Below are 19,287 nucleotides of genomic sequence, written 5' to 3'. Positions count from 1 at the left end.
TCCAGGCGGTTAAGCGATGTAAAACGTTTACACTCGCCGGATTATTTTTATTGACAGATAGTTAACATCTTTGTGATAAGCATCACATATGCAAATTTTCATAATGACGAAAACAAAATACAGAATAACACTTCCACCCTCGAAATATTACATTACTCTAAAGATGAAATCGGGCGAGTAACAAATATGAAAGTTTATAATTTTGATAAAGTTATTTCACGCGACGGAACCTATAGCGCTAAATATAATAACAAGGGACGTGAAATCATCCCTCTATCTGTAGCTGATATGGATATCCCGGTAGCTGATTTTATGGTTTCTGAATTATCAGTCGCAAATCAGAAAGGTATCTACGGTTATACATTATTAAGTGATGACTGGCAGCAAGTGACAGCACAGTGGTATCAACGCCATTACTCGTGGAAGGTCAACCCTGAACACATTGTTTTTTGCCCACGAGTGGTACAAGCCGTTTCATTATATATCCAGAATTTTACCCAACCGGGAGATGCTATTGTCAGCCTGGCACCAGCCTATCATCCTATTAGCCATGCAGTTGAAGTCAACCATAGAGTATTACTGGAAAGTGCGTTACTTTATCGTGACCGCTCCTATGAAATAGACTTTGCGGATCTCGAAGATAAGTTTAAAACGGCTTGTTGTTTCATTCTAATATCGCCGCATAATCCAACAGGAACAATCTGGTCAGAAGATAATCTAAGAAAAATAGCTTCATTAGCAGAGAAATACAACGTTTTTATTATTTCTGATGATGTTCATGCAGACTTCAATTTCATCAAAAAACAACATCAAACAATTTCTTCGATAAGTTCATACGTTGCACAAAACTCATTTATTTGTACATCTCCGGCAAAAACATTCAATATGGCCGGACTTGAAATCGCCAATATTGTTATTGCTAATGATAAGTGTCGAGAAAAGTTTAAATCAGCTCTTATTGCAGCAGGTATCCATAATCCTGGTTATTTCTCTGTTCCTGCATTTCTCTGTGCTTACCGCCATGGTGATTCTTGGTTAGCAGCATTAAAAGATTATTTAGCCGAAAACAGGAGCTGGGTTCAATCCTTTTGCCAGACTCATTTTCCAGACTGGGTTTTAGCCTCTGGTGGCGGAACTTACATGTTGTGGATTGACTACCGAGCGATGAACATCAGCGAAGAACAGCTACGCCATTGGTTTGTTTCGCTCGCAGGTGTTGAGATGAGTTGGGGATCAGATTTTGGCGATGAAGGACTTGGTTTTTTCCGTGTGAACATTGCCACGCCGAGAACCATTCTTAAAGAAGCATTTGAACGGATTTATCAGAGCATACCCTACACTAAAGGAGTTTCCCTCCATGAATAATAACAATACTCCAAGAACACCAACTCTGGTGGAATCAATGTTACCGATACTGGCGATGGTCTTATTGCTGGGGGTCGGTTATGCGGCTTTCGATCTACCACCTGAGCCATTAATGGTCCTTTCGACCGTCATTGCGGCACTATTGGTTAAGCGTTTGGGGTACGGCTACAACGCAATCCTTGAATCAATTTCTCAGAAAATCGCCAAAACGATGCCCGCTCTCTTAATTTTGATCAGCGTGGGCCTACTGATTGGGACATGGATGATAGGCGGTACTATTCCGCTGATGATTTATTACGGCCTTAATCTGATAAACCCTTCAATGATCTATGTGACAGCCCTGCTTGTCACTGCAGTCGTCTCTGTGTGCACAGGAACATCCTGGGGCTCAGCGGGCACAGTCGGTGTAGCGTTTATGGGCGTGGCCATCGGAATGGAGGCTAATCTGGCAGCAACTGCTGGCGCTATTGTGGCGGGAGCTTACTTCGGGGACAAACTGTCTCCCCTTTCTGGTGACACAAACCTGGCAGCGATGGCCGCCCAGATAGATCTCTATGAACATATCGCTCATTTACTTTACACAACCCTTCCTTCCTTGATCCTTTCTGCTGTTGTCATGACCCTCTATGGTATGAATGGCGATCTCGGCGGCTCAACCGTTCCCGATAAAGTTCAGTTAATTACAGAGGGATTAAAGGGAATTTACCATTTTAATTTGTTGTTACTGTTACCCATTGCTATTGTCTTGTACGGCTCGATTACCAAGAAACCAACCATTCCAATTATGTTAGTTTCGGCACTGGTTGCCATGATCAACGCCAGCGTCATTCAGGGTTTCACTCTGCACGATATTGTAAAAAGCGCCGTAGACGGATTTAACGTTTCAATGCTTGCCGATAAAGATGTTAATCCCCTATTGGGTAATTTGCTTAACCGTGGTGGCATGAACTCGATGATGAGTACGCTGCTGATTTGTTTCTGCGCCCTTTCATTTGCGGGAACATTGGCTCTGAGCGGTGCTTTAGAAGTCATTGTCCACAACCTACTTAAATTAGTTCATTCCACAGGTACCATGATTCTTGCGACTATTGCCTGTGGTTTAACAATGATTAGCGTGACCTGTAATGGTCAGATCTCAATCCTGATTCCGATTGAAATGCTACGAAGCGCTTATATTGAGCGCGGGTTACACCCAAAAAATCTGGCAAGGACAGTAGAAGACTCTGCCACCATATTCGAGCCGATTCTGCCCTGGACTGCGGCGGGAGCCTACATGGCAGGTACGCTTGGTGTTGCAACATTAAGCTATCTTCCGTGGGCTATTCTCTGCTGGAGTGGCATTTTCTTTGCGACGTTATGGGGGTTCACTGGTTTTGGCATTGCTCGCTTATCCAAAGAAAAGCAGCAACAGCTCATGATGAAAGCAGCAAATGAAAGCAAGTAGTACCAGCCTGATTAAGATATTTGCCAATTATTAACTACGTCTACACGCCGCAGCCCGATTGCGGCGTGTTGTCTTTTACTCTCGCTTCAGCCGTTTGGAATTACACAGCCACAGGGTGATCACCAGCAGCAGGATCGCTGCAGAATAGATCAGCACATCCATCGGCGCTTTATGATCGACAATGATCAACCGCACAATCGCGGTGATCCCGATATAGACAAAGTAGCGCAACGGAAAGTGAAACCCTGACTGAAAGTACTTCACAATCAACGCGATAAATTCAAAGTAGAGGAAGTAAACCACCAGCCCTTCCACCAGCTCATACTTGCTGGTTTGTTCCGGCGCGAACAGCACGTCCGCCAGATGCAGCGTTTCTTTCCCGAGGAATACAACCAGGATCAGGCCCAGACTCAGCAGTCCCAGATTCAACACGGTCTGTAAAATAGTGGAGATAAACTCCACGCGCGGACGAGATAGCGACGTCATAACTGCACCTCTTACTCAGTGGCGAGGTTCCTGTATAACGCAAAAATGTGACAGAGATCTACATTTTTTGTTTATATTTTGTGCAAGAAAGGTCAACGGAGAATGATGAATGCCACGATACATTTCACAGGATGAATTATGCAGCTAAGACAATCCGCTGTCCGCAACGTTACCTGCGGTGAGAACGTGGTGATTTATGAACCCGCCAATCTCTACGATTGCACATTGGGAGACAACGTTTTTGTCGGACCATTTGTTGAAATCCAGGGCAACACACAGATTGGCGCAGACAGCAAAATTCAGTCGCACACCTTCATCTGCGAATATGTCACCCTCGGCGCCCGCTGTTTTATCGGGCATGGCGTGATGTTCGCCAACGATATGTTCCGCGAAGGAAAACCCAACGCCGACCGCAACAGCTGGGGACGCATTACGATTGGCGACGATGTTTCGATCGGCAGTGGAGCGACCATTCTGGCGGTCACTGTCTGCGATGGCGCGGTCATCGGCGCAGGAAGCGTAGTGACCAAATCAATCACCGAGAAAGGCGTGTACGCGGGAAACCCGGCAAAATTATTGCGTCGCCTGTAACTTCCCTGATGACGGCGTAAATACCTTATCCGGCCTGCAATACAGGCACTTTGTAGTGCCGGATAAGCGTAGCGCCATCCGGCTGGCAAACGGCTCGATTACCGAAAATTCACGCTGCGATCGCTGGTCATATCGTACAGACCAAACTTACGCCCAAGCTGCTGACCGCCATCACGCGTTAACGGCGTCCAGCCAATCGCCGCACGGCTGCGGGTCGGACCAGACGAGAACAGATCCAGCGGCACGGAAACGTACACCCCTTTAGTAAAATCACCCTCGCCATACTCATCCGGCGAGGCGTTAGTGATAGTCGCATAACCACCCACCACGACACCGCTGTCGAAGCGTTTGGCGATCTCCAACGTTCCGCCCTTATCCCCGGCCAGATACTGACCCACGCTGGCTTTCACCAGCACATCCTGGGCGAAAGAAGGATTCCAGTACGCGGTCAAATGCCCGGTCTTCACGCTGTAGTCGGTGAATTTCATCATGTCCTGCGCGCTACGCCAGTCACGCTGTTTCACGTAGTTGGCATCAACACCAAACGCCCAGTTGCTGTCCAGCGGACGATACAGCACTTCTGCCCCCGCGCCGCCGTACATGGTCTCCAGATAGCCGCCGTACACCTGTCCGTAAAAGCCGTTGCCGAGTGACTGGAAGTAGTTGGCCTGCAGGTTATTCACGTAAACATCGTTTTGCACGTAGTCACGTACATGGGTACGCACACGCGGCAAATGCGAATCCTGCGGCGGGTTGGTGTAGTTAAACTTGTCATAGTTATTGGCGAGGTTGGCGAACAAACTCCCGGTGGTCAGCAGATGATCGGTCACCCACCAATCCGCCGTACCCATCACGCCCAACTGATACATATAGAAATTTTCCGGGCCACCCACCGACTGGTTTAGCACCGGATCGATATGGAAATCGAAGCGCGACTTATCGATATACCAGCCCTGCTCGGTCGTTTTCGGCACCACGGGCTCCACGCGTTTTTGCGCCAGTTGAGTCTCATGGCCCAAGGGCTCGCCTTCCAGATGGCGCTTGAGGCTGGAAACCTCTGTTTCGGTCGTCACCTGCGGCAAGTTAAGGCGATTTTCCGTAATACGGATCGTGCGGATCCCGTCAGGAAGATCGTTCATCACGATCCGGTTGGCACGCTCGATCCCCTCGCGCGAATCACGGTATTTCACCTGTTCGCCTGTTACATACAGCGTATCGCCCTGCACCTGGATTTTAGGATCCGCCAGCCCGGCATTGTATTTCAGCAGCGTTAGCTGATTCGCCACTACCGAATGTTGCAGGATCGCATCCTGCGGCTGCGGCTGATACTTCGGACGGGCGTTATCGTTATAGTTTGGTCGCAGATCGTTAAAGTTAGTCCGCAGCGTGACCCCAAACATAAAGGTGTTGCCGCGCTCATAGCTGAGGTTAACGTCGGCCCAATCGGTGACGCGATAAATAGCGCCGACGTTAAACTTGCTCTTCTGATCCAGCTTGCCCGCAAAATCCTGCTGGTAATTATTACCCTCATACTCCAGTTTCAGACGCAGCGGCTGCCAGGGTGTCTGATATTCCACGCCGCCAAACAGCGACGCCGGGCCGTGGAACATCTGGCTGCCGTCAATGGAACCCGCCTGCTTGTAACTGTTATCGCGATGACAGAATTTATCGCTGTATGAGCAAAACGGATTGCTGACGTTGCCGCTGGTCCCGAGGTATCCCCAGCCAAGACCGAGTGAAAAATCAAACGGTCCCCAGGCTTTGTTCGCCACAATATACTCCGCATCGAACAGGCCCGTTCCGCCAATATCTCGCGCGCCAACTGCCACCTGCGGCATCCAGTAGCTCTCTTCCCACAGACGTAGTTTGAGATCAAAAGCTTTATCCTTGTAAGTCTGATCGCCAGAAAACGACTCCACGCTACTGTATTTTTTGGTGCGCACATCGGTATAGCGCAGGGTCGTTTCCAGCCACGGGAAGAGCTGCACCGACGCAGAGTAATAGCGGTACTGATCGTTATCGCGGTAGTTAAGGCTCATTTCGCCCTCACGCGCCATGCGTGCGGTTGGGGTTTGCAGCAGCCCCACGCCGCCAAAATCGGACTGGGAAGGACCAATCGGCGCAGGATACGCTTCACCGTGACAGGCCGCACTGATACCCAGCGCCAACAGGCTGAGCAGATAAGTTTTTCTCATTATTCGGGTATCCGCTGGGTCAGGGTGCGAAGAATGTCGGCATTGATTTCATCCGGGGTGCTGCTCCAGACAGAGTCCGACAGCCCGACAAAAATGATGCTGCCGGGCATCGGCTCAATGTGACGTTTGTTCCAGTAGGCGACCGGTACTTTTTGTGTGCGTCCGTCGGGATAGACAACCCAGGCGTAGCTACGATCCGCGCCGCTGAGCCGATGCTGCCCATCGAGATAGCTGGCAACATCACGTCCGGGTATAAACAGCTGTTTACCCGTGTGGCTTAGCAAACCCAACAGCGTGATATCTGTGGGCTGCGGTCCGACCCACAGTGTGTAATTACCCTGCAACGGCGGGTTGCCTGGTTCACTGGTACGCACTACATCCGGGTCGAGATTAATCGTCTGTCTACCGGCCACCTTCAGCGCCTGAATTTGCTGGCGTAATGCGTTGATAGCGCTAGCATCCTCACCGCTTGCTTCAGCGCTCAACGTCGCCAGACGAGCCAGTAATGCCTGCTGCTGACGTTGTGCCTCAGTTGTTGCCCGCTCTTCGCTGATAACCGTGCCTGGCCACCAGCTATTGCTCAACCGCGGCTGTCCAACCAGGTCGAGCAGATGTTCAGCCCCGGTCAGCGTTTTTGCTTCTGTGCTACCTGTCGTAATCACTTTTACGCTGCCCGCAGCAAAAACAGATGCCGCGCACAGGCTGAATGTCAGCGCAGTAATCATTTGTTTCATCATGGTTTTGCCGCCTTAATCAGCGTGGTTTTCACCGGGAAGAAACCTGCGCCAAGATACTGTTCCGACTGGCGAATCATGCCGTCACTGTCTACCCAGTAGCGGTTATGCCAGCGCGTTTGATCGGTGGTGACCTCTTCATCAAGGATCCGTACCGGCGTGTTATCGCTGCCGACTTTGATGGTGTCTGCGCCATCCCATGTGAAAACCGAGCGCGCGGTGGCATAGCGTACCTGCTGATGTTCAGTCCAGCCCATCGTGCGGATCCACGTTGCGCCGTCGACTATCTGATTTGGCTTGATGAGCGGGTCTGTCGCCAGATTATTCACCTCGATTAGGTTGTCCCCGCCAAGGTGCGTTTTCACAATGCGCCCATGCTGCGTGACGAGAATAGCCCGATCCTGAGTCACCCATTTCTGCTGTCCGTTTTCTGCAAACGCGAGTACCACAAACAGTTGGGGACCGCCGTTGAGCTGCATGTACTGGCTGGCGTAAGGCATGTTTTGAATTTCATCGTCCGTCATCTGTACGCCGGGAGTACCAAACACGCTATCCCACAGCGAATGACCCAGCCCTTCGGTAGTGGCTGAGCACGCCTGCAGTAGCAGGCAAACCATTATGATCGCTGGTCGCTTCACGACGTTTCTCCGCTTTATTGCCGGGTGGCGCAACGCTTACCCGGCCTACAAATCCCACAGACTTTTGGCAATTCCAAAATAACCACACCGAAGTGTGGTTAGAATTAAACGTACCTTTATTACTGGGTACTGGTGGTTGTGGTGGTTGTGGTTCCGGTATTAGAACCATCGCCGCCGCCGGTCGCCGCCAGGGCAACCCCCACCGCAGAACTTACGGTGCTCACGCTGGTTGCGGAGGAACTTCCTGCCGAAACCGACGCAGCAGCCGACCCTGCAGCCTCACCCACCTGAACGGGGGCGGCATAGACAGAGGTCGCCGCAAGCGCAGATATAGCCCAAAGGCCATACAGAACTTTTTTCATCACAAATTCCCTTCATTGTATGAATGGAGATTTACCCAAAAGAATTTCGGGCGAGATCGAGTATACACAAGCGAAGTTTGTAAATTAGATCGAGAGGGAATTTAGGATAATTAGATAACGAGAGAAAATATGATTAACAACAAATAATAAAAACAACTTAATTCAAAGAGTTAAAATATAATAATAAAAACACAATACCCGGTAAATCTGAAAATATCAGAAACAGGATAACGTTGAATAAATTATTTTAGGATTAAGCTCAATTAAAGGGTGAAGTAAAAACGTAGATATCCTGGAGTAATCTTATAAAAAAGCCGATATTAATATCGGCTTTTTTATTTCATTAATGCCGGATGGCGGCGAAACGCCTTATCCGGCCTACAGGATATGTGCCTGTAGGCCGGATAAGCGCAGCGCCATTAGGCGCGCCAGGCTTTGTAACGGTTAATCAACCCATTAGTAGAAACATCATGGGAAGAAACAGTTTTATCATCGTTCAGCTCTGGCAGAATGCGGTTCGCCAGCTGTTTGCCCAGCTCAACGCCCCACTGGTCAAAGGTGAAGATGTTCAGGATCGCGCCCTGAGTGAAGATTTTGTGTTCGTACAGCGCAATCAGCGCACCCAGGCTGAACGGCGTGATTTCGCGCAGCAGAATGGAGTTCGTTGGACGGTTACCTTCGAACACTTTGAACGGCACAACGTGCTCAAGCGTAGCCGGATCTTTACCCTGGTCGCGATATTCCTGCTCAACCACTTCACGAGATTTACCAAAAGCCAGCGCTTCGGTTTGCGCGAAGAAATTAGACAGCAGTTTCGGATGGTGATCCGACAGCGGATTGTGGGTGATTGCCGGCGCGATGAAATCGCACGGCACCATTTTGGTACCCTGGTGGATCAGCTGGTAGAACGCATGCTGGCCGTTAGTACCCGGCTCACCCCAGATGATTGGGCCAGTCTGGTAATCCACCGCATTGCCGTTACGGTCAACGTATTTACCGTTGGATTCCATGTTGCCCTGCTGGAAGTAGGCCGCGAAACGGTGCATATACTGGTCATACGGCAGAATCGCTTCGGTTTCGGCACCGAAGAAGTTGTTGTACCAGATACCGATCAGCGCCAGCAGCACCGGCAGGTTTTTCTCAGCCGGGGTGGTGGAGAAGTGTTTGTCCATCGCATGCGCGCCGGAGAGCAGCTCAACAAAATTGTCGAAGCCTACGGACAGGATGATGGACAGGCCGATTGCAGACCACAGGGAGTAACGACCGCCAACCCAGTCCCAGAACTCGAACATATTGGCTGTATCAATACCAAACTCGCCAACCGCTTTACCGTTAGTGGAAAGCGCTGCGAAGTGTTTGGCTACGTGCTTGTTGTCGCCAGCGGTCGCCAGGAACCAGTCGCGCGCGCTGTGGGCGTTGGTCATGGTTTCCTGGGTGGTGAAGGTTTTGGAAGCGACCAGGAACAGCGTGGTTTCCGAGTTCACTTTTTTCAGCACTTCGGCGATGTGCGTACCATCGACGTTCGACACAAAGTGCATGTTCAGGTGATTTTTATACGGACGCAGCGCTTCGGTCACCATGAACGGGCCAAGGTCAGAACCGCCGATACCGATGTTTACTACATCAGTGATGGCTTTGCCGGTATAGCCTTTCCAGCTTCCGGAGATGATCGCTTCAGAGAAAGATTTCATCTTCTCCAGTACCGCATTCACTTCCGGCATCACATCTTTGCCGTCAACGATGATCGGCGTATTGCTACGGTTACGCAGCGCCACGTGCAGCACGGCACGGTCTTCAGTACGGTTGATTTTCTCACCGGAGAACATGGACTTGATGGCACCCGCCAAATCGGTTTCTTTCGCCAGATCCTGCAGTTTAGCCAGCGTCTCTTCAGTGATGCGGTTTTTGGAGAAATCCACCAGCATCAGATCGTCAAACGTCGCGGAAAACTTAGTGAAACGATCGCTATCTTTCGCGAAAAGATCCGCGATAGTAACGTCTTTCATTTCTTCAAAGTGTTTTTGTAGTGCCTGCCAGGCTGAGGTCTGCGTTGGATTGATGTTTTTCATTAGCAATACTCTTCTGATTTTGAGAATTGTGACTGAGATCGATTGTAACGCCAGTCACAGAAAAGTGTGATTGTTTTAATGCCATTGCCAGGGCATCCGCCAAACGTGGCTAAAAAGTATAGCGGTTATCAGCGTTGTTATTAGTACCGTTACTCAACGCAGTTGCAGCATGAAAAATCCGCATAATCCCAGCGTTGACAGTGCAAGCTACACATTTTATTTATAAATACGGTATTTGCATTTGCGCCTGCACCGGTTTTCGTTCTGCCTTATGTGCCATGGTCGCTCTATTCATTCCCTGACACGAGGTAGTTATGACTGATGTAGTTGTCTCCAAGTTTGGTGGTACCAGCGTGGCGGATTTTGATGCCATGAATCGCAGCGCTGATGTAGTGCTTTCTGATGCTAACGTCCGTGTGGTGGTACTTTCCGCTTCTGCGGGAATCACCAACCTGCTGGTCGCACTGGCTGAAGGGCTGGAGCCAACCGCGCGCTTCGAAAAACTCGATGCCATTCGTCAAATTCAGTTCAATATTCTGGAACGCCTGCGTTATCCAAACGTGATCCGTGAAGAGATCGAACGTCTGCTGGAAAACATCACCACACTGGCAGAAGCGGCGTCACTGGCGACCTCAACCGCGCTGACCGACGAACTGGTCAGCCACGGTGAACTGATGTCTACCCTGCTGTTCGTCGAGATCCTGCGTGAACGCAACGTGCAAGCGCAGTGGTTTGACGTGCGTAAAGTGATGCGCACCAACGATCGTTTTGGTCGTGCAGAACCCGACGTCACGGCGCTGGCTGAACTGGCAACGCTCCAGTTGGCCCCGCGTCTGAGCGAAGGTCTGGTGATTACTCAGGGCTTTATCGGCAGTGAAGGCAAGGGCCGCACCACCACGCTGGGACGCGGCGGCAGCGATTATACCGCCGCCTTACTGGCAGAAGCCCTACACGCAACGCGCGTTGATATCTGGACCGACGTTCCCGGCATTTACACGACCGATCCGCGCGTGGTTCCGGCTGCGCAGCGTATTGATGAAATTGCCTTTGAAGAGGCCGCGGAAATGGCGACCTTTGGCGCGAAAGTGCTGCATCCGGCAACCCTGTTGCCAGCCGTACGTAGCGATATTCCGGTGTTTGTGGGCTCCAGTAAGGATCCAAAAGCAGGCGGTACGCTGGTATGTAATAAAACCGCGAATCCACCGCTGTTCCGGGCGCTGGCATTACGCCGTAAGCAGACGCTGCTGACGCTGCATAGCCTGAATATGCTGCACTCTCGCGGCTTTTTGGCGGAAGTGTTCGGCATCCTGGCACGCCACAATATCTCGGTCGATTTAATTACCACATCCGAAGTCAGCGTCGCGCTGACGCTGGATACCACTGGTTCAACTTCCACCGGCGATACACTGTTAACACAGTCTCTGCTGATGGAACTGTCTGCCCTGTGTCGGGTTGAAGTGGAAGAAGGCCTGGCGCTGGTGGCGTTGATTGGCAATGACCTGTCCAAAGCCTGCGGCGTGGGTAAAGAGGTGTTCGGCGTACTGGAGCCATTCAACATTCGAATGATTTGCTACGGCGCGTCCAGCCATAACCTGTGCTTCCTGGTACCCGGTACTGAAGCCGAGCAGGTTGTACAGAAGCTACACCATAACTTGTTTGAATAAGTAGACGTCAACGCCCGATGGTTCTTAGGCCATCGGGCATTTTCACCGCATCACCGTTTCATATAACAATCTGTCCAGCTCCCTGACATCGCCTTCCCGGCAATCCGGCAACGCCGGTGGAATCTCTCCTCTTTCCAGCTCGGCGCGGATAAACGCATGCAACAGTGGACGACGCGGGCCGTACTCCGCTTCACCCGCACACTGCTTGCGCTCCAACAGCTCATCAATTTCATGACGCAATGGCGCATCCAGTTCACTTCCCGCCAGCAGCTCGGCAAAACGCATCGGCGGTACGCCCTTGCCCGCTTCCACCCAACGCACCGCCAACAGGGGTCGCAGAACGTAGAAGTACTTCTTCAATCGCACGTCGTCACCCTGCAAATAACCACGGAAGTTTTTCCGCGCCATAGAGTAGTAGTGCCAGCGGGCACGTAGCGGAGAAAACCATTTGGGCACCAGCGCTTTCAGCGCCGAAACGGTCACGTCATCCTGCTGATAGACCACCGGCGAATCCAGCCACTCGATAAGCGTCGGGTTTGCGCCTTTGAGTAACCCCAGCGCCTTGCGCCATTCCCAGCCGCACACGTCCAGCTCATCATCTATCGGCAGCTCAATAACATCGCGTGGCGCTTCGATCCGCAGATACCATTCAGGGGGATGAACATAGAGAAATCGCACGTCGTAGTCGCTGTCCGGCGAGGCAAATCCCCAGCCACGGCTGCCGGATTCACAGGCATACAGCACCCTGACGCCATAGCGCTGCTCAACCTCTTTTAGCTGGCGCAATACCCTTTCACGCATTGCGCCGTCCACTGTGTTGTAACTCATTATTCTTATCCTTTTATGTTCACAAGGCCGTGCAGCACCTGATCCAGGCCCCCGAACACCGAGATTTTATCGATACGCTCAGCAACTCTTTCGAGGGTTTCCAGTTCTTTTAAGCGCAGCGCTACCGGGTTGTTTTCCATCACTTTTGCCGTATTTAACAGCGATCGCGTGGCGGCCGTCTCTTCACGACGTCGGATCACGTTGGCCTGGGCGGATTTTTCCGCTTCAACCAGTTGCGATAAAATAGCCTTCATATCGCCGGGCAGGACAATATCCTTCACCCCCAGTGAAGCCACTTCGATACCAAACGGCGTCATGCGGGCTTTCACCTGCGCGCTCACCACTTCATCGATCGCCTGCTTATCTTCCAGTAATTCGTCCAGTGTGCGCGTTCCCACCGCTTCACGCAGCGCAAACTGCAACTCACGGTAAAGGTGATCCAGCGGTTTAGTCAGTTGACCAAATGCCAGCAGCACATCGCTATAACGCCAGTTCGCCGCCAGGTTTAAACGCAGGTTGACCTTATCTTTGGTCAGGATCTCCTGACCGCCAACCTCCAGCACCTGCAAACGGGTATCCACCACTTCCGCTTCAATCAGATGGTTTACCTTCCAGTATGCTGTTAACCCCGGCAGCAACAGCGCCTGAGTTTCACCATCAATTTTCAGTACACCGACGTGCCACGCCGGGACCTGCACCGTTAAGATAGCTTCGCGACCTTTCACCACACCGCTGCGACGGGGCTGTAACACCGCGTTCATCACGTCAACAGGAACCAAAACCTGACGTGTGTCCATCCGCACCAGCTTCAGTGCTTCATCAGCCTGCCAGTACAGACGGCGCGTTGCCGGTGGCAAAATTTCCTGCAAGACGCCGTTCACATACAGCGCACCTGCTTCAGTATCGGTTAAATCAGCTACCACACAGTACTGCTCCACCCATGTAGGCTGGAAGCGACGTAAATACTCCGCGAGCGCTTCCGGAATTTCGCTGCCATCGGTATTGATTACCAGAACGTCCGGAGTGTTAAACCATGGCAAACGGTGTTCACCTGCATCCAGTACCTGATAGTAATCACCCTGTCGGGATAACAGGCCAAGCTGGCCTTTACGAATAGTGATTTTTTTCATCATTTTTTATTCCTTATTGTGAGTCAGGCGCGGGTGCAGGGGCGAAGCGACAGGGGAATTCCTTTTTGCCTGTCACACGGCATCATTACCGGCAGCCTGTTCTGGAGCGTGCTAACTGCACATCACTCCGCTTTATTTCTATGATTAACAACCAGTTTTCATTCGGGGATGAAATTGGGAATCGAACCCACTGTGTGTCATCGGCTGACGGAACACTCCCGGAAAACAGCCTGTGCCGTTCCTGACGTGCCGGCGGGGTTTAACCCCCTGCGCTTTCAGCGTGATTGACGCAAGTGTTATTGCCAGAAGCGTGCCAGGAATTAAAAAAGGCATATTTAATTGTTAATTAATTGATTTTTATAATTTTAATTATTGATGCCAATAATGGCGGTTGTCTCGACGGGTTAATTTTTTTATCTTTTATTCTCTTATTTATCTTTTTGGATAAACCATGAAGAAGCGACGGGTAGTGATTGGCGTACTGGGAACGGTGCTCGATAAGCGCGGCAAGCGGGCCAATCGGTTTAAGAAGTGGCGACCCACGGTTGGGCTATGCCAACAACCCGATTTCCCTGTCGACAGGCTGGAACTCCTCCACCAGCCACGCGATGAGAGTATGGCGCAACGGTTGATTGAAGACGTCGCGCTGCTTTCGCCGCACACCCATGTTCGCCCGCATGCCGTCACCATTAACGATCCGTGGGACTTTGAAGAGGTCTACGCCGCGTTTCTCGACTTTGCCACGCATTATGAATTTGATACGGAAAACGAAGAGTATCTGGTGCACATCACCACCGGCACTCACGTGGCACAAATCTGCTGGTTTTTGCTGACGGAAGCCCGCTACCTGCCCGCCAGCCTGCTGCAAACCAGCCCGGCGCCACGCGGTTCATCAGATGAGGCCGTCGCCGCTGGCGTCTGCTCGGTTATCGATCTCGATTTAAGCCGCTACGCCACGCTCACCAGCCGTTTTCAGCGCGAACAGCAGCAGTCAGTCTCTTTTCTGAAAGCCGGGATTGATACGCACAACGCCACCTTCAATAAACTGATCGATCGCATTGAGCGGGTCGCTCTGCGTTCGACCGACCCGATCCTGCTCACCGGCCCTACCGGCGCGGGCAAATCCTTCCTCGCGAAACGCATTTTCCAGCTACGCCAGTCGCGGCATCTGGTAGCGGGAAAACTGGTGGCGGTTAACTGCGCGACCCTGCGCGGCGACAATGCGATGTCCACGCTGTTCGGTCACGTGAAGGGAGCCTTTACCGGTGCGCTCACGGCGCGTAGCGGATTACTGCGAGAGGCCGATGGCGGCGTGCTGTTTCTCGATGAGATCGCCGAATTAGGGCTGGATGAGCAGGCCATGCTGCTAAAAGCGATTGAAGAAAAAACCTTTTTCCCGTTTGGGTCAGACAAAGAAGTACGCAGCGATTTTCAGCTGATTGCCGGCACCCATCGCGACATGCGGCAATGGGTATCTGAAGGCCGTTTTCGCGAGGATCTCTACGCGCGTATCAATATGTGGAGCTTCGCTCTGCCCGGTCTGGCGCAGCGGCGGGAAGATATCGCGCCGAACGTCGAGTATGAGCTGCAACGTTTCTCCAGCAGCAAACAGACGCAAATCCGTTTCGATAAAGAAGCCCGCGCTTCCTATCTGGCATTTGCCTGCTCCCCACAGGCGCAATGGCGCGGCAACTTTCGCGAGCTAAGTTCATCCATCGCGCGCATGGCGACCCTTGCCGAACAAGGTCGCATCACCTTATCCCTTGTCGAAGAAGAGATTGCGCTGCTAAAGGAGAGTTGGCAGATAGCAACTCCGCAGCCTGAACTGAATATGGACATTGACCTGTTCGATCGCCGCCAGTTAGAAACGGTACTGGAAGTGTGCCGCCGCTGCGCGTCGCTGTCGGAAGCCGGACGCGAGCTTTTTGCCGTCTCGCGGCAGAAAAAAGCCAATCCTAACGATGCAGACCGCCTGCGCAAATATCTCGCCCGCTTCGGGCTGAGCTGGGAAAACATTCACTGCGGAACATAAACATAATTTGTTTGAATAATATTCCATCACGCGATAAACCATAACTATGGTCGGGCTCGATCCCGGCTTTTTTATAACAACACAACACATTTCAATCGCAAGGAATACAACATGCTCGCTACTCTCACGCGGCTGTTCCCGTTATGGGCGCTGCTGCTCTCTGTTATTGCGTATTACACACCCTCCACCTTTACGCCTGTCGGGCCATTCGTGCCGTCGTTACTGATGCTGATTATGTTCGGTATGGGCGTGCACCTGAAGGTGGATGACTTTAAACGCGTACTCTCACGCCCGGCCCCGGTCGCGGCGGGTATTTTCCTGCACTATCTGGTGATGCCGCTCGCCGCATGGATTTTGGCGCTGGCTTTTAATATGCCGCCGGAATTGTCCGCAGGTATGGTGCTGGTCGGTAGCGTGGCCAGCGGAACGGCATCTAACGTAATGATCTACCTGGCGAAAGGCGATGTGGCGCTCTCCGTGACGATTTCATCGGTTTCAACGCTGGTCGGTGTTGTCGCCACGCCGCTGCTCACCCGTCTTTACGTCGACGCGCATATCCAGGTGGATGTGATGGGTATGCTGCTGAGTATTCTGCAGATCGTGGTTATTCCGATTGCTTTGGGTCTGGTCATTCACCATCTGTTCCCACGCGTCGTGAAAGCCGTAGAACCGTATCTGCCCGCGTTTTCTATGGTGTGCATCCTGGCGATTATCAGCGCTGTTGTGGCAGGTTCTGCGTCGCACATAGCGTCAGTCGGCTTTGTGGTAATTATCGCCGTTATTCTGCATAACACCATTGGCCTGCTTGGCGGCTACTGGGGCGGGAAACTGTTCGGCTTTGATGAATCCACCTGCCGCACACTGGCGATTGAAGTCGGCATGCAAAACTCCGGCCTCGCCGCTGCGCTGGGCAAAATCTACTTCGGTCCGCTCGCCGCTCTGCCCGGCGCGCTATTTTCCGTCTGGCACAACCTTTCTGGTTCGCTACTGGCGGGTTACTGGTCCGGGAAGGCGATTGAAGAGAAACCGCACGCAGTAAAACAACACTGATCTCTATAAAATGGAGGAGGCATCCTCCATTTCTCCCTATCTGCATTTGAACCTCATCACAAAACAACAAACATCAACATAAAACAAAATAATTATTTAATTGTTATATTTCAATTGTATATATAAAAAATACAGTTTAAAACTCAAATAAACCCACTTCATAGATGTTGATTTGGTTTGTTTTAATTGGGAATATGCTGTCACTACAACACAGATAAACCCTTACCCTATCTTCGAGGCCGCTATGAAAAAAATTGCGATTATTGGAAGCAGTGGAGGCAACCTCTACAACCTGGGTGGCGCAGAGCCAGAGAAGTTACTCCAGGAAATCTATCAGCAGTGCGAAGCCGCAGGTGTGGAAGTTGCCGCCGTGCAGTTTATCGCGGCGGAAGCTTCGATGGATGTAGCCAAACCCCACACACCGGCATCCGTGTATGCATTAACCACAGAAAACCAACAAAAACCACAAAGGGTATTTCAGGGCAAACTTTCAGAGGTGAACGCATCGGTGGTCGAAAGCGATCGCCAGATTGCTGAGATGATCCGTAGCGGCGCGATCGACGGAATCGTTGTGATGAGCGCCGATCCGGGAAAAGCGAACCACGAAGTCTTCACCGCCGCCGTTGAAATGAAAACGCCGATCGTTGGCACCGGCGGAACGTCAATGGCGCTGGTGGCTGCAAAAGGGGCAAATATTGTCGCTACCTCTGGTACGACCGGCACCACCAGCCGAACCCGCGCAGTCTCTTTCGTGGCGTCTCTGTGTAAACACTGGGGCATTAAGTACAAGCCGCAGTTGGGTAACGCTTCACCCTCCCAGGGTGGCTCCGGAAAGAGCCTGCTCAAACGCTTTAACATTCGCAGCATTATGATCCCTGCGCTGCCTGGCTTTATCGCGATGGCGATTGTTCTCGCCCTGAGCCACATCCCGGGTCTGGAAAAACTTAACGATATTTTTGAAATCCTGCTGAAAGGCCTGCCGGTATTGGTTGCCGTGCTGGCGGCAAAACAGATTTCTGAGCTGGATGAAGTCTCAATCGTTGCCGGGGTCGTCGCTGGGGTGCTGTCCGTCGAGGGGGGCCTGATTGGCGGGATCATCGGTGGTTTGATGGCCGGGATTTTCGTTCGTTGGCTGTTTGAATTATGCCTGAACTGGCGCTTTCCGATGACCACCGTCAACATCGTTGCCGGTGGGATTTCAGGTCTTGCCGCCGGGTTGATCATGCACTATCTATTGAGTCCGCTGGCGTTGTCAGCAGGTAATTACATCAAACTGGCTATCGAAAGCACCCTGGCTTTCAGTCCTGTTCTTGCCGGACTGCTGGCAGGGCTGGTTATCTGGCCAGCCATCCTGGGCGGTGTCTATCATGCGGTCATCCTGCCGCTGGTTCTGCTGGAGATGGAAAAATCCGGCGTAAGCTTCCTCGGCGCAGTCGATATGGTGGGTCTGGTGATGGTTGCCGCAGGGATTAACCTTGCCAACGTTATCGCCCCTCGTGAAAAAAGTGAAGCCGCCGTCGCCACACCGGGGCTGCTTATAAACCTGGGTTTCGGAACCTTCGTGGAATCTGCCTACCCCTTCATGTTCGCCAACAAAATTGTCTTTGGCTCCGCCATTTTCTGGGCCGGAATGGGCGGCATGATGCTGGGCTTCTTTAACGTTAAAGGCGTGGCCTATGTTCCCGCTTTTGCCTCGCCGTTCTTGTCCAGCAATGCGCTTCAGATGGCCATCGTGATGATCACAACAATGGCGATGACCTGTATTACCACCATTATTGCTAACCGTTTTAAGGCTGTCGTACAGAGCGAACCTGCAGCGTCAGCCCGTTAATTAATGCACCAACACCAGAGGTACACCATGTTTAAAGGCGATATGAATAAAAAACGCGCCAAAGCGTTACAGAAAGTGAAAGACGCCATTGCGCTCCACGGCGGACAAACCATCCTCAGTACCGGGATCACTGGCGACGATGCGCGTCTGGCGAAAGCGGTGTGTGAGGCAGGCGTTAAGCTGCTGGAACCAAACCACCCAGCACTGGCGCTGGCGCGTGGACATAAAGGCGTGAGCAATATGCATGCAGCGGAGCAGATCCGCCATGAAATCACCAACGGGCAAATGGCTGAAGCGGTACACGGCGTGCGTAACGTGGTTCCTGACGATATTTTCATTACCGTGGGTATTGCGGGAGGTTTTACCGAAACCTTGCCCGTGCCGCTCAGTGACACTGAGATTCTGGAGATTGCCCGTGCCGGAGCCGATGGTTTGCACACGCATAAATCCGACTGGGACGATCTGCAGGATATCGTTAATCTCGCCCATCAATATGGTCTGACCGTTGACGCCTATATTGGTCACCCGGACGATCTGCATACTTTCGGTATTCCTGCGCGCACGCCGGAAGAGGTTTCCAGCGTGGCGAAGCGGATGCAGGAAATTGGCGTCGATATGATCGGCCTGATGACCGGTATGAGCTATGAAGGCGTAGCCGCAGGCGACATTCCACAGGCCATTAAAGAAAGGCTGCGAGCGCTGGTTGGCGCGGTTGATGTACCGACGCTGGCAGAAGGCGGTATTAACCTCGCCAACGCCAAAGCGTTTAAAGATACCGGGGTCAATATTCTGGTCGTCGGTACGGCAATCGACAATATGGTCTGCAACGCCGCCAAAGAGGCCGTCACGCCGTTTATTGCTCAGTAAA

The 19,287-nt window shown here is 51.8% G+C and carries 16 protein-coding genes; 8 read left to right on the top strand and 8 right to left on the bottom strand.

All coding sequences use genetic code 11. The annotated features are described in order from the left end of the window. The first annotated feature begins 186 nt into the window (after positions 1 to 186). Both OGV74_RS00215 and nhaC read left to right on the top strand, forming a co-directional pair. Positions 187 to 1,365, top strand: coding sequence for a MalY/PatB family protein (locus OGV74_RS00215; RefSeq protein WP_032948311.1), 1,179 nt, complete (start codon positions 187 to 189; stop codon positions 1,363 to 1,365). Continuing rightward, complete coding sequence (gene nhaC, locus OGV74_RS00210; RefSeq protein ID WP_047389614.1) at positions 1,358 to 2,809, top strand: Na+/H+ antiporter NhaC; 1,452 nt, start codon at positions 1,358 to 1,360, stop codon at positions 2,807 to 2,809. Before OGV74_RS00215 ends, nhaC begins: the two co-directional genes overlap by 8 nt. A 75-nt stretch (positions 2,810 to 2,884) precedes the next feature. Here the strand turns inward: nhaC and psiE are convergent, their stop codons facing one another. Further along, on the bottom strand, positions 2,885 to 3,295 hold the full coding sequence (psiE, locus tag OGV74_RS00205; RefSeq protein ID WP_003031674.1) for a phosphate-starvation-inducible protein PsiE: 411 nt from the start codon (positions 3,293 to 3,295) through the stop codon (positions 2,885 to 2,887). A gap of 138 nt (positions 3,296 to 3,433) precedes the next feature. Here psiE and OGV74_RS00200 point away from each other — a divergent pair, with 138 nt between their 5' ends. After that, positions 3,434 to 3,886 carry an acyltransferase gene (locus OGV74_RS00200; RefSeq protein WP_003031673.1) on the top strand — a complete coding sequence of 151 codons (453 nt, stop codon included), beginning with the start codon at positions 3,434 to 3,436 and terminating at the stop codon, positions 3,884 to 3,886. A gap of 98 nt (positions 3,887 to 3,984) precedes the next feature. Here OGV74_RS00200 and OGV74_RS00195 read toward each other — a convergent pair whose 3' ends face one another. From OGV74_RS00195 to pgi, 5 genes are all read right to left on the bottom strand, one after another. Beyond that, on the bottom strand, positions 3,985 to 6,081 hold the full coding sequence (locus tag OGV74_RS00195) for a YjbH domain-containing protein (protein WP_086504766.1): 2,097 nt from the start codon (positions 6,079 to 6,081) through the stop codon (positions 3,985 to 3,987). Beyond that, positions 6,081 to 6,818, bottom strand: a complete 738-nt coding sequence (locus tag OGV74_RS00190) for a capsule biosynthesis GfcC family protein (protein WP_086504765.1) — start codon at positions 6,816 to 6,818, stop codon at positions 6,081 to 6,083. The genes OGV74_RS00195 and OGV74_RS00190 overlap by 1 nt, the downstream gene beginning before the upstream one ends. Beyond that, on the bottom strand, positions 6,815 to 7,453 hold the full coding sequence (locus OGV74_RS00185) for a YjbF family lipoprotein (RefSeq protein WP_048220017.1): 639 nt from the start codon (positions 7,451 to 7,453) through the stop codon (positions 6,815 to 6,817). Before OGV74_RS00185 ends, OGV74_RS00190 begins: the two co-directional genes overlap by 4 nt. A 119-nt stretch (positions 7,454 to 7,572) precedes the next feature. Next, positions 7,573 to 7,815: an exopolysaccharide production protein YjbE gene (yjbE, locus tag OGV74_RS00180; RefSeq protein WP_003826562.1), complete on the bottom strand. Its 243-nt coding sequence runs from the start codon at positions 7,813 to 7,815 to the stop codon at positions 7,573 to 7,575. A gap of 419 nt (positions 7,816 to 8,234) precedes the next feature. Continuing rightward, positions 8,235 to 9,884 carry a glucose-6-phosphate isomerase gene (pgi, locus tag OGV74_RS00175; RefSeq protein ID WP_086504764.1) on the bottom strand — a complete coding sequence of 550 codons (1,650 nt, stop codon included), beginning with the start codon at positions 9,882 to 9,884 and terminating at the stop codon, positions 8,235 to 8,237. Between the two features lie 314 nt (positions 9,885 to 10,198). On the opposite strand from pgi, the gene lysC reads away from it, so the two are divergent. Continuing rightward, entirely contained in the window at positions 10,199 to 11,548 is a 1,350-nt protein-coding gene (gene lysC / locus OGV74_RS00170; RefSeq protein ID WP_003031667.1) for a lysine-sensitive aspartokinase 3, read from the top strand. A gap of 42 nt (positions 11,549 to 11,590) precedes the next feature. Here lysC and OGV74_RS00165 read toward each other — a convergent pair whose 3' ends face one another. Together OGV74_RS00165 and OGV74_RS00160 are read right to left on the bottom strand one after the other, a co-directional pair. Next, on the bottom strand, positions 11,591 to 12,376 hold the full coding sequence (locus OGV74_RS00165; RefSeq protein WP_086504763.1) for a nucleotidyltransferase domain-containing protein: 786 nt from the start codon (positions 12,374 to 12,376) through the stop codon (positions 11,591 to 11,593). Positions 12,377 to 12,381: 5 nt separating this feature from the next. Continuing rightward, positions 12,382 to 13,509, bottom strand: coding sequence for a slipin family protein (locus OGV74_RS00160; protein WP_049016177.1), 1,128 nt, complete (start codon positions 13,507 to 13,509; stop codon positions 12,382 to 12,384). A gap of 448 nt (positions 13,510 to 13,957) precedes the next feature. Between OGV74_RS00160 and rtcR the strand changes: the two genes are divergently transcribed. The 4 genes from rtcR to OGV74_RS00140 all read left to right on the top strand — a co-directional run bounded on the left by rtcR (position 13,958) and on the right by OGV74_RS00140 (position 19,286). After that, on the top strand, positions 13,958 to 15,538 hold the full coding sequence (rtcR, locus tag OGV74_RS00155) for an RNA repair transcriptional activator RtcR (RefSeq protein ID WP_086504762.1): 1,581 nt from the start codon (positions 13,958 to 13,960) through the stop codon (positions 15,536 to 15,538). A gap of 111 nt (positions 15,539 to 15,649) precedes the next feature. Beyond that, positions 15,650 to 16,588, top strand: coding sequence for a ketopantoate/pantoate/pantothenate transporter PanS (gene panS, locus OGV74_RS00150; protein WP_044702276.1), 939 nt, complete (start codon positions 15,650 to 15,652; stop codon positions 16,586 to 16,588). 244 nt (positions 16,589 to 16,832) lie between these two features. Next, positions 16,833 to 18,419 (top strand): PTS sugar transporter, encoded by a 1,587-nt coding sequence (locus OGV74_RS00145; RefSeq protein ID WP_199880198.1) that lies wholly within the window; start codon positions 16,833 to 16,835, stop codon positions 18,417 to 18,419. 27 nt (positions 18,420 to 18,446) lie between these two features. Beyond that, on the top strand, positions 18,447 to 19,286 hold the full coding sequence (locus tag OGV74_RS00140) for a beta/alpha barrel domain-containing protein (RefSeq protein ID WP_044702272.1): 840 nt from the start codon (positions 18,447 to 18,449) through the stop codon (positions 19,284 to 19,286). Position 19,287: the final 1 nt, after the last annotated feature.

The organism is Citrobacter sp. Cf116, assembly GCF_030336505.1.
Taxonomy (GTDB): domain Bacteria; phylum Pseudomonadota; class Gammaproteobacteria; order Enterobacterales; family Enterobacteriaceae; genus Citrobacter; species Citrobacter freundii.
Note: the sequence above shows the minus strand (reverse complement) of the source record. Positions and strands in the feature narration are given on the sequence as shown.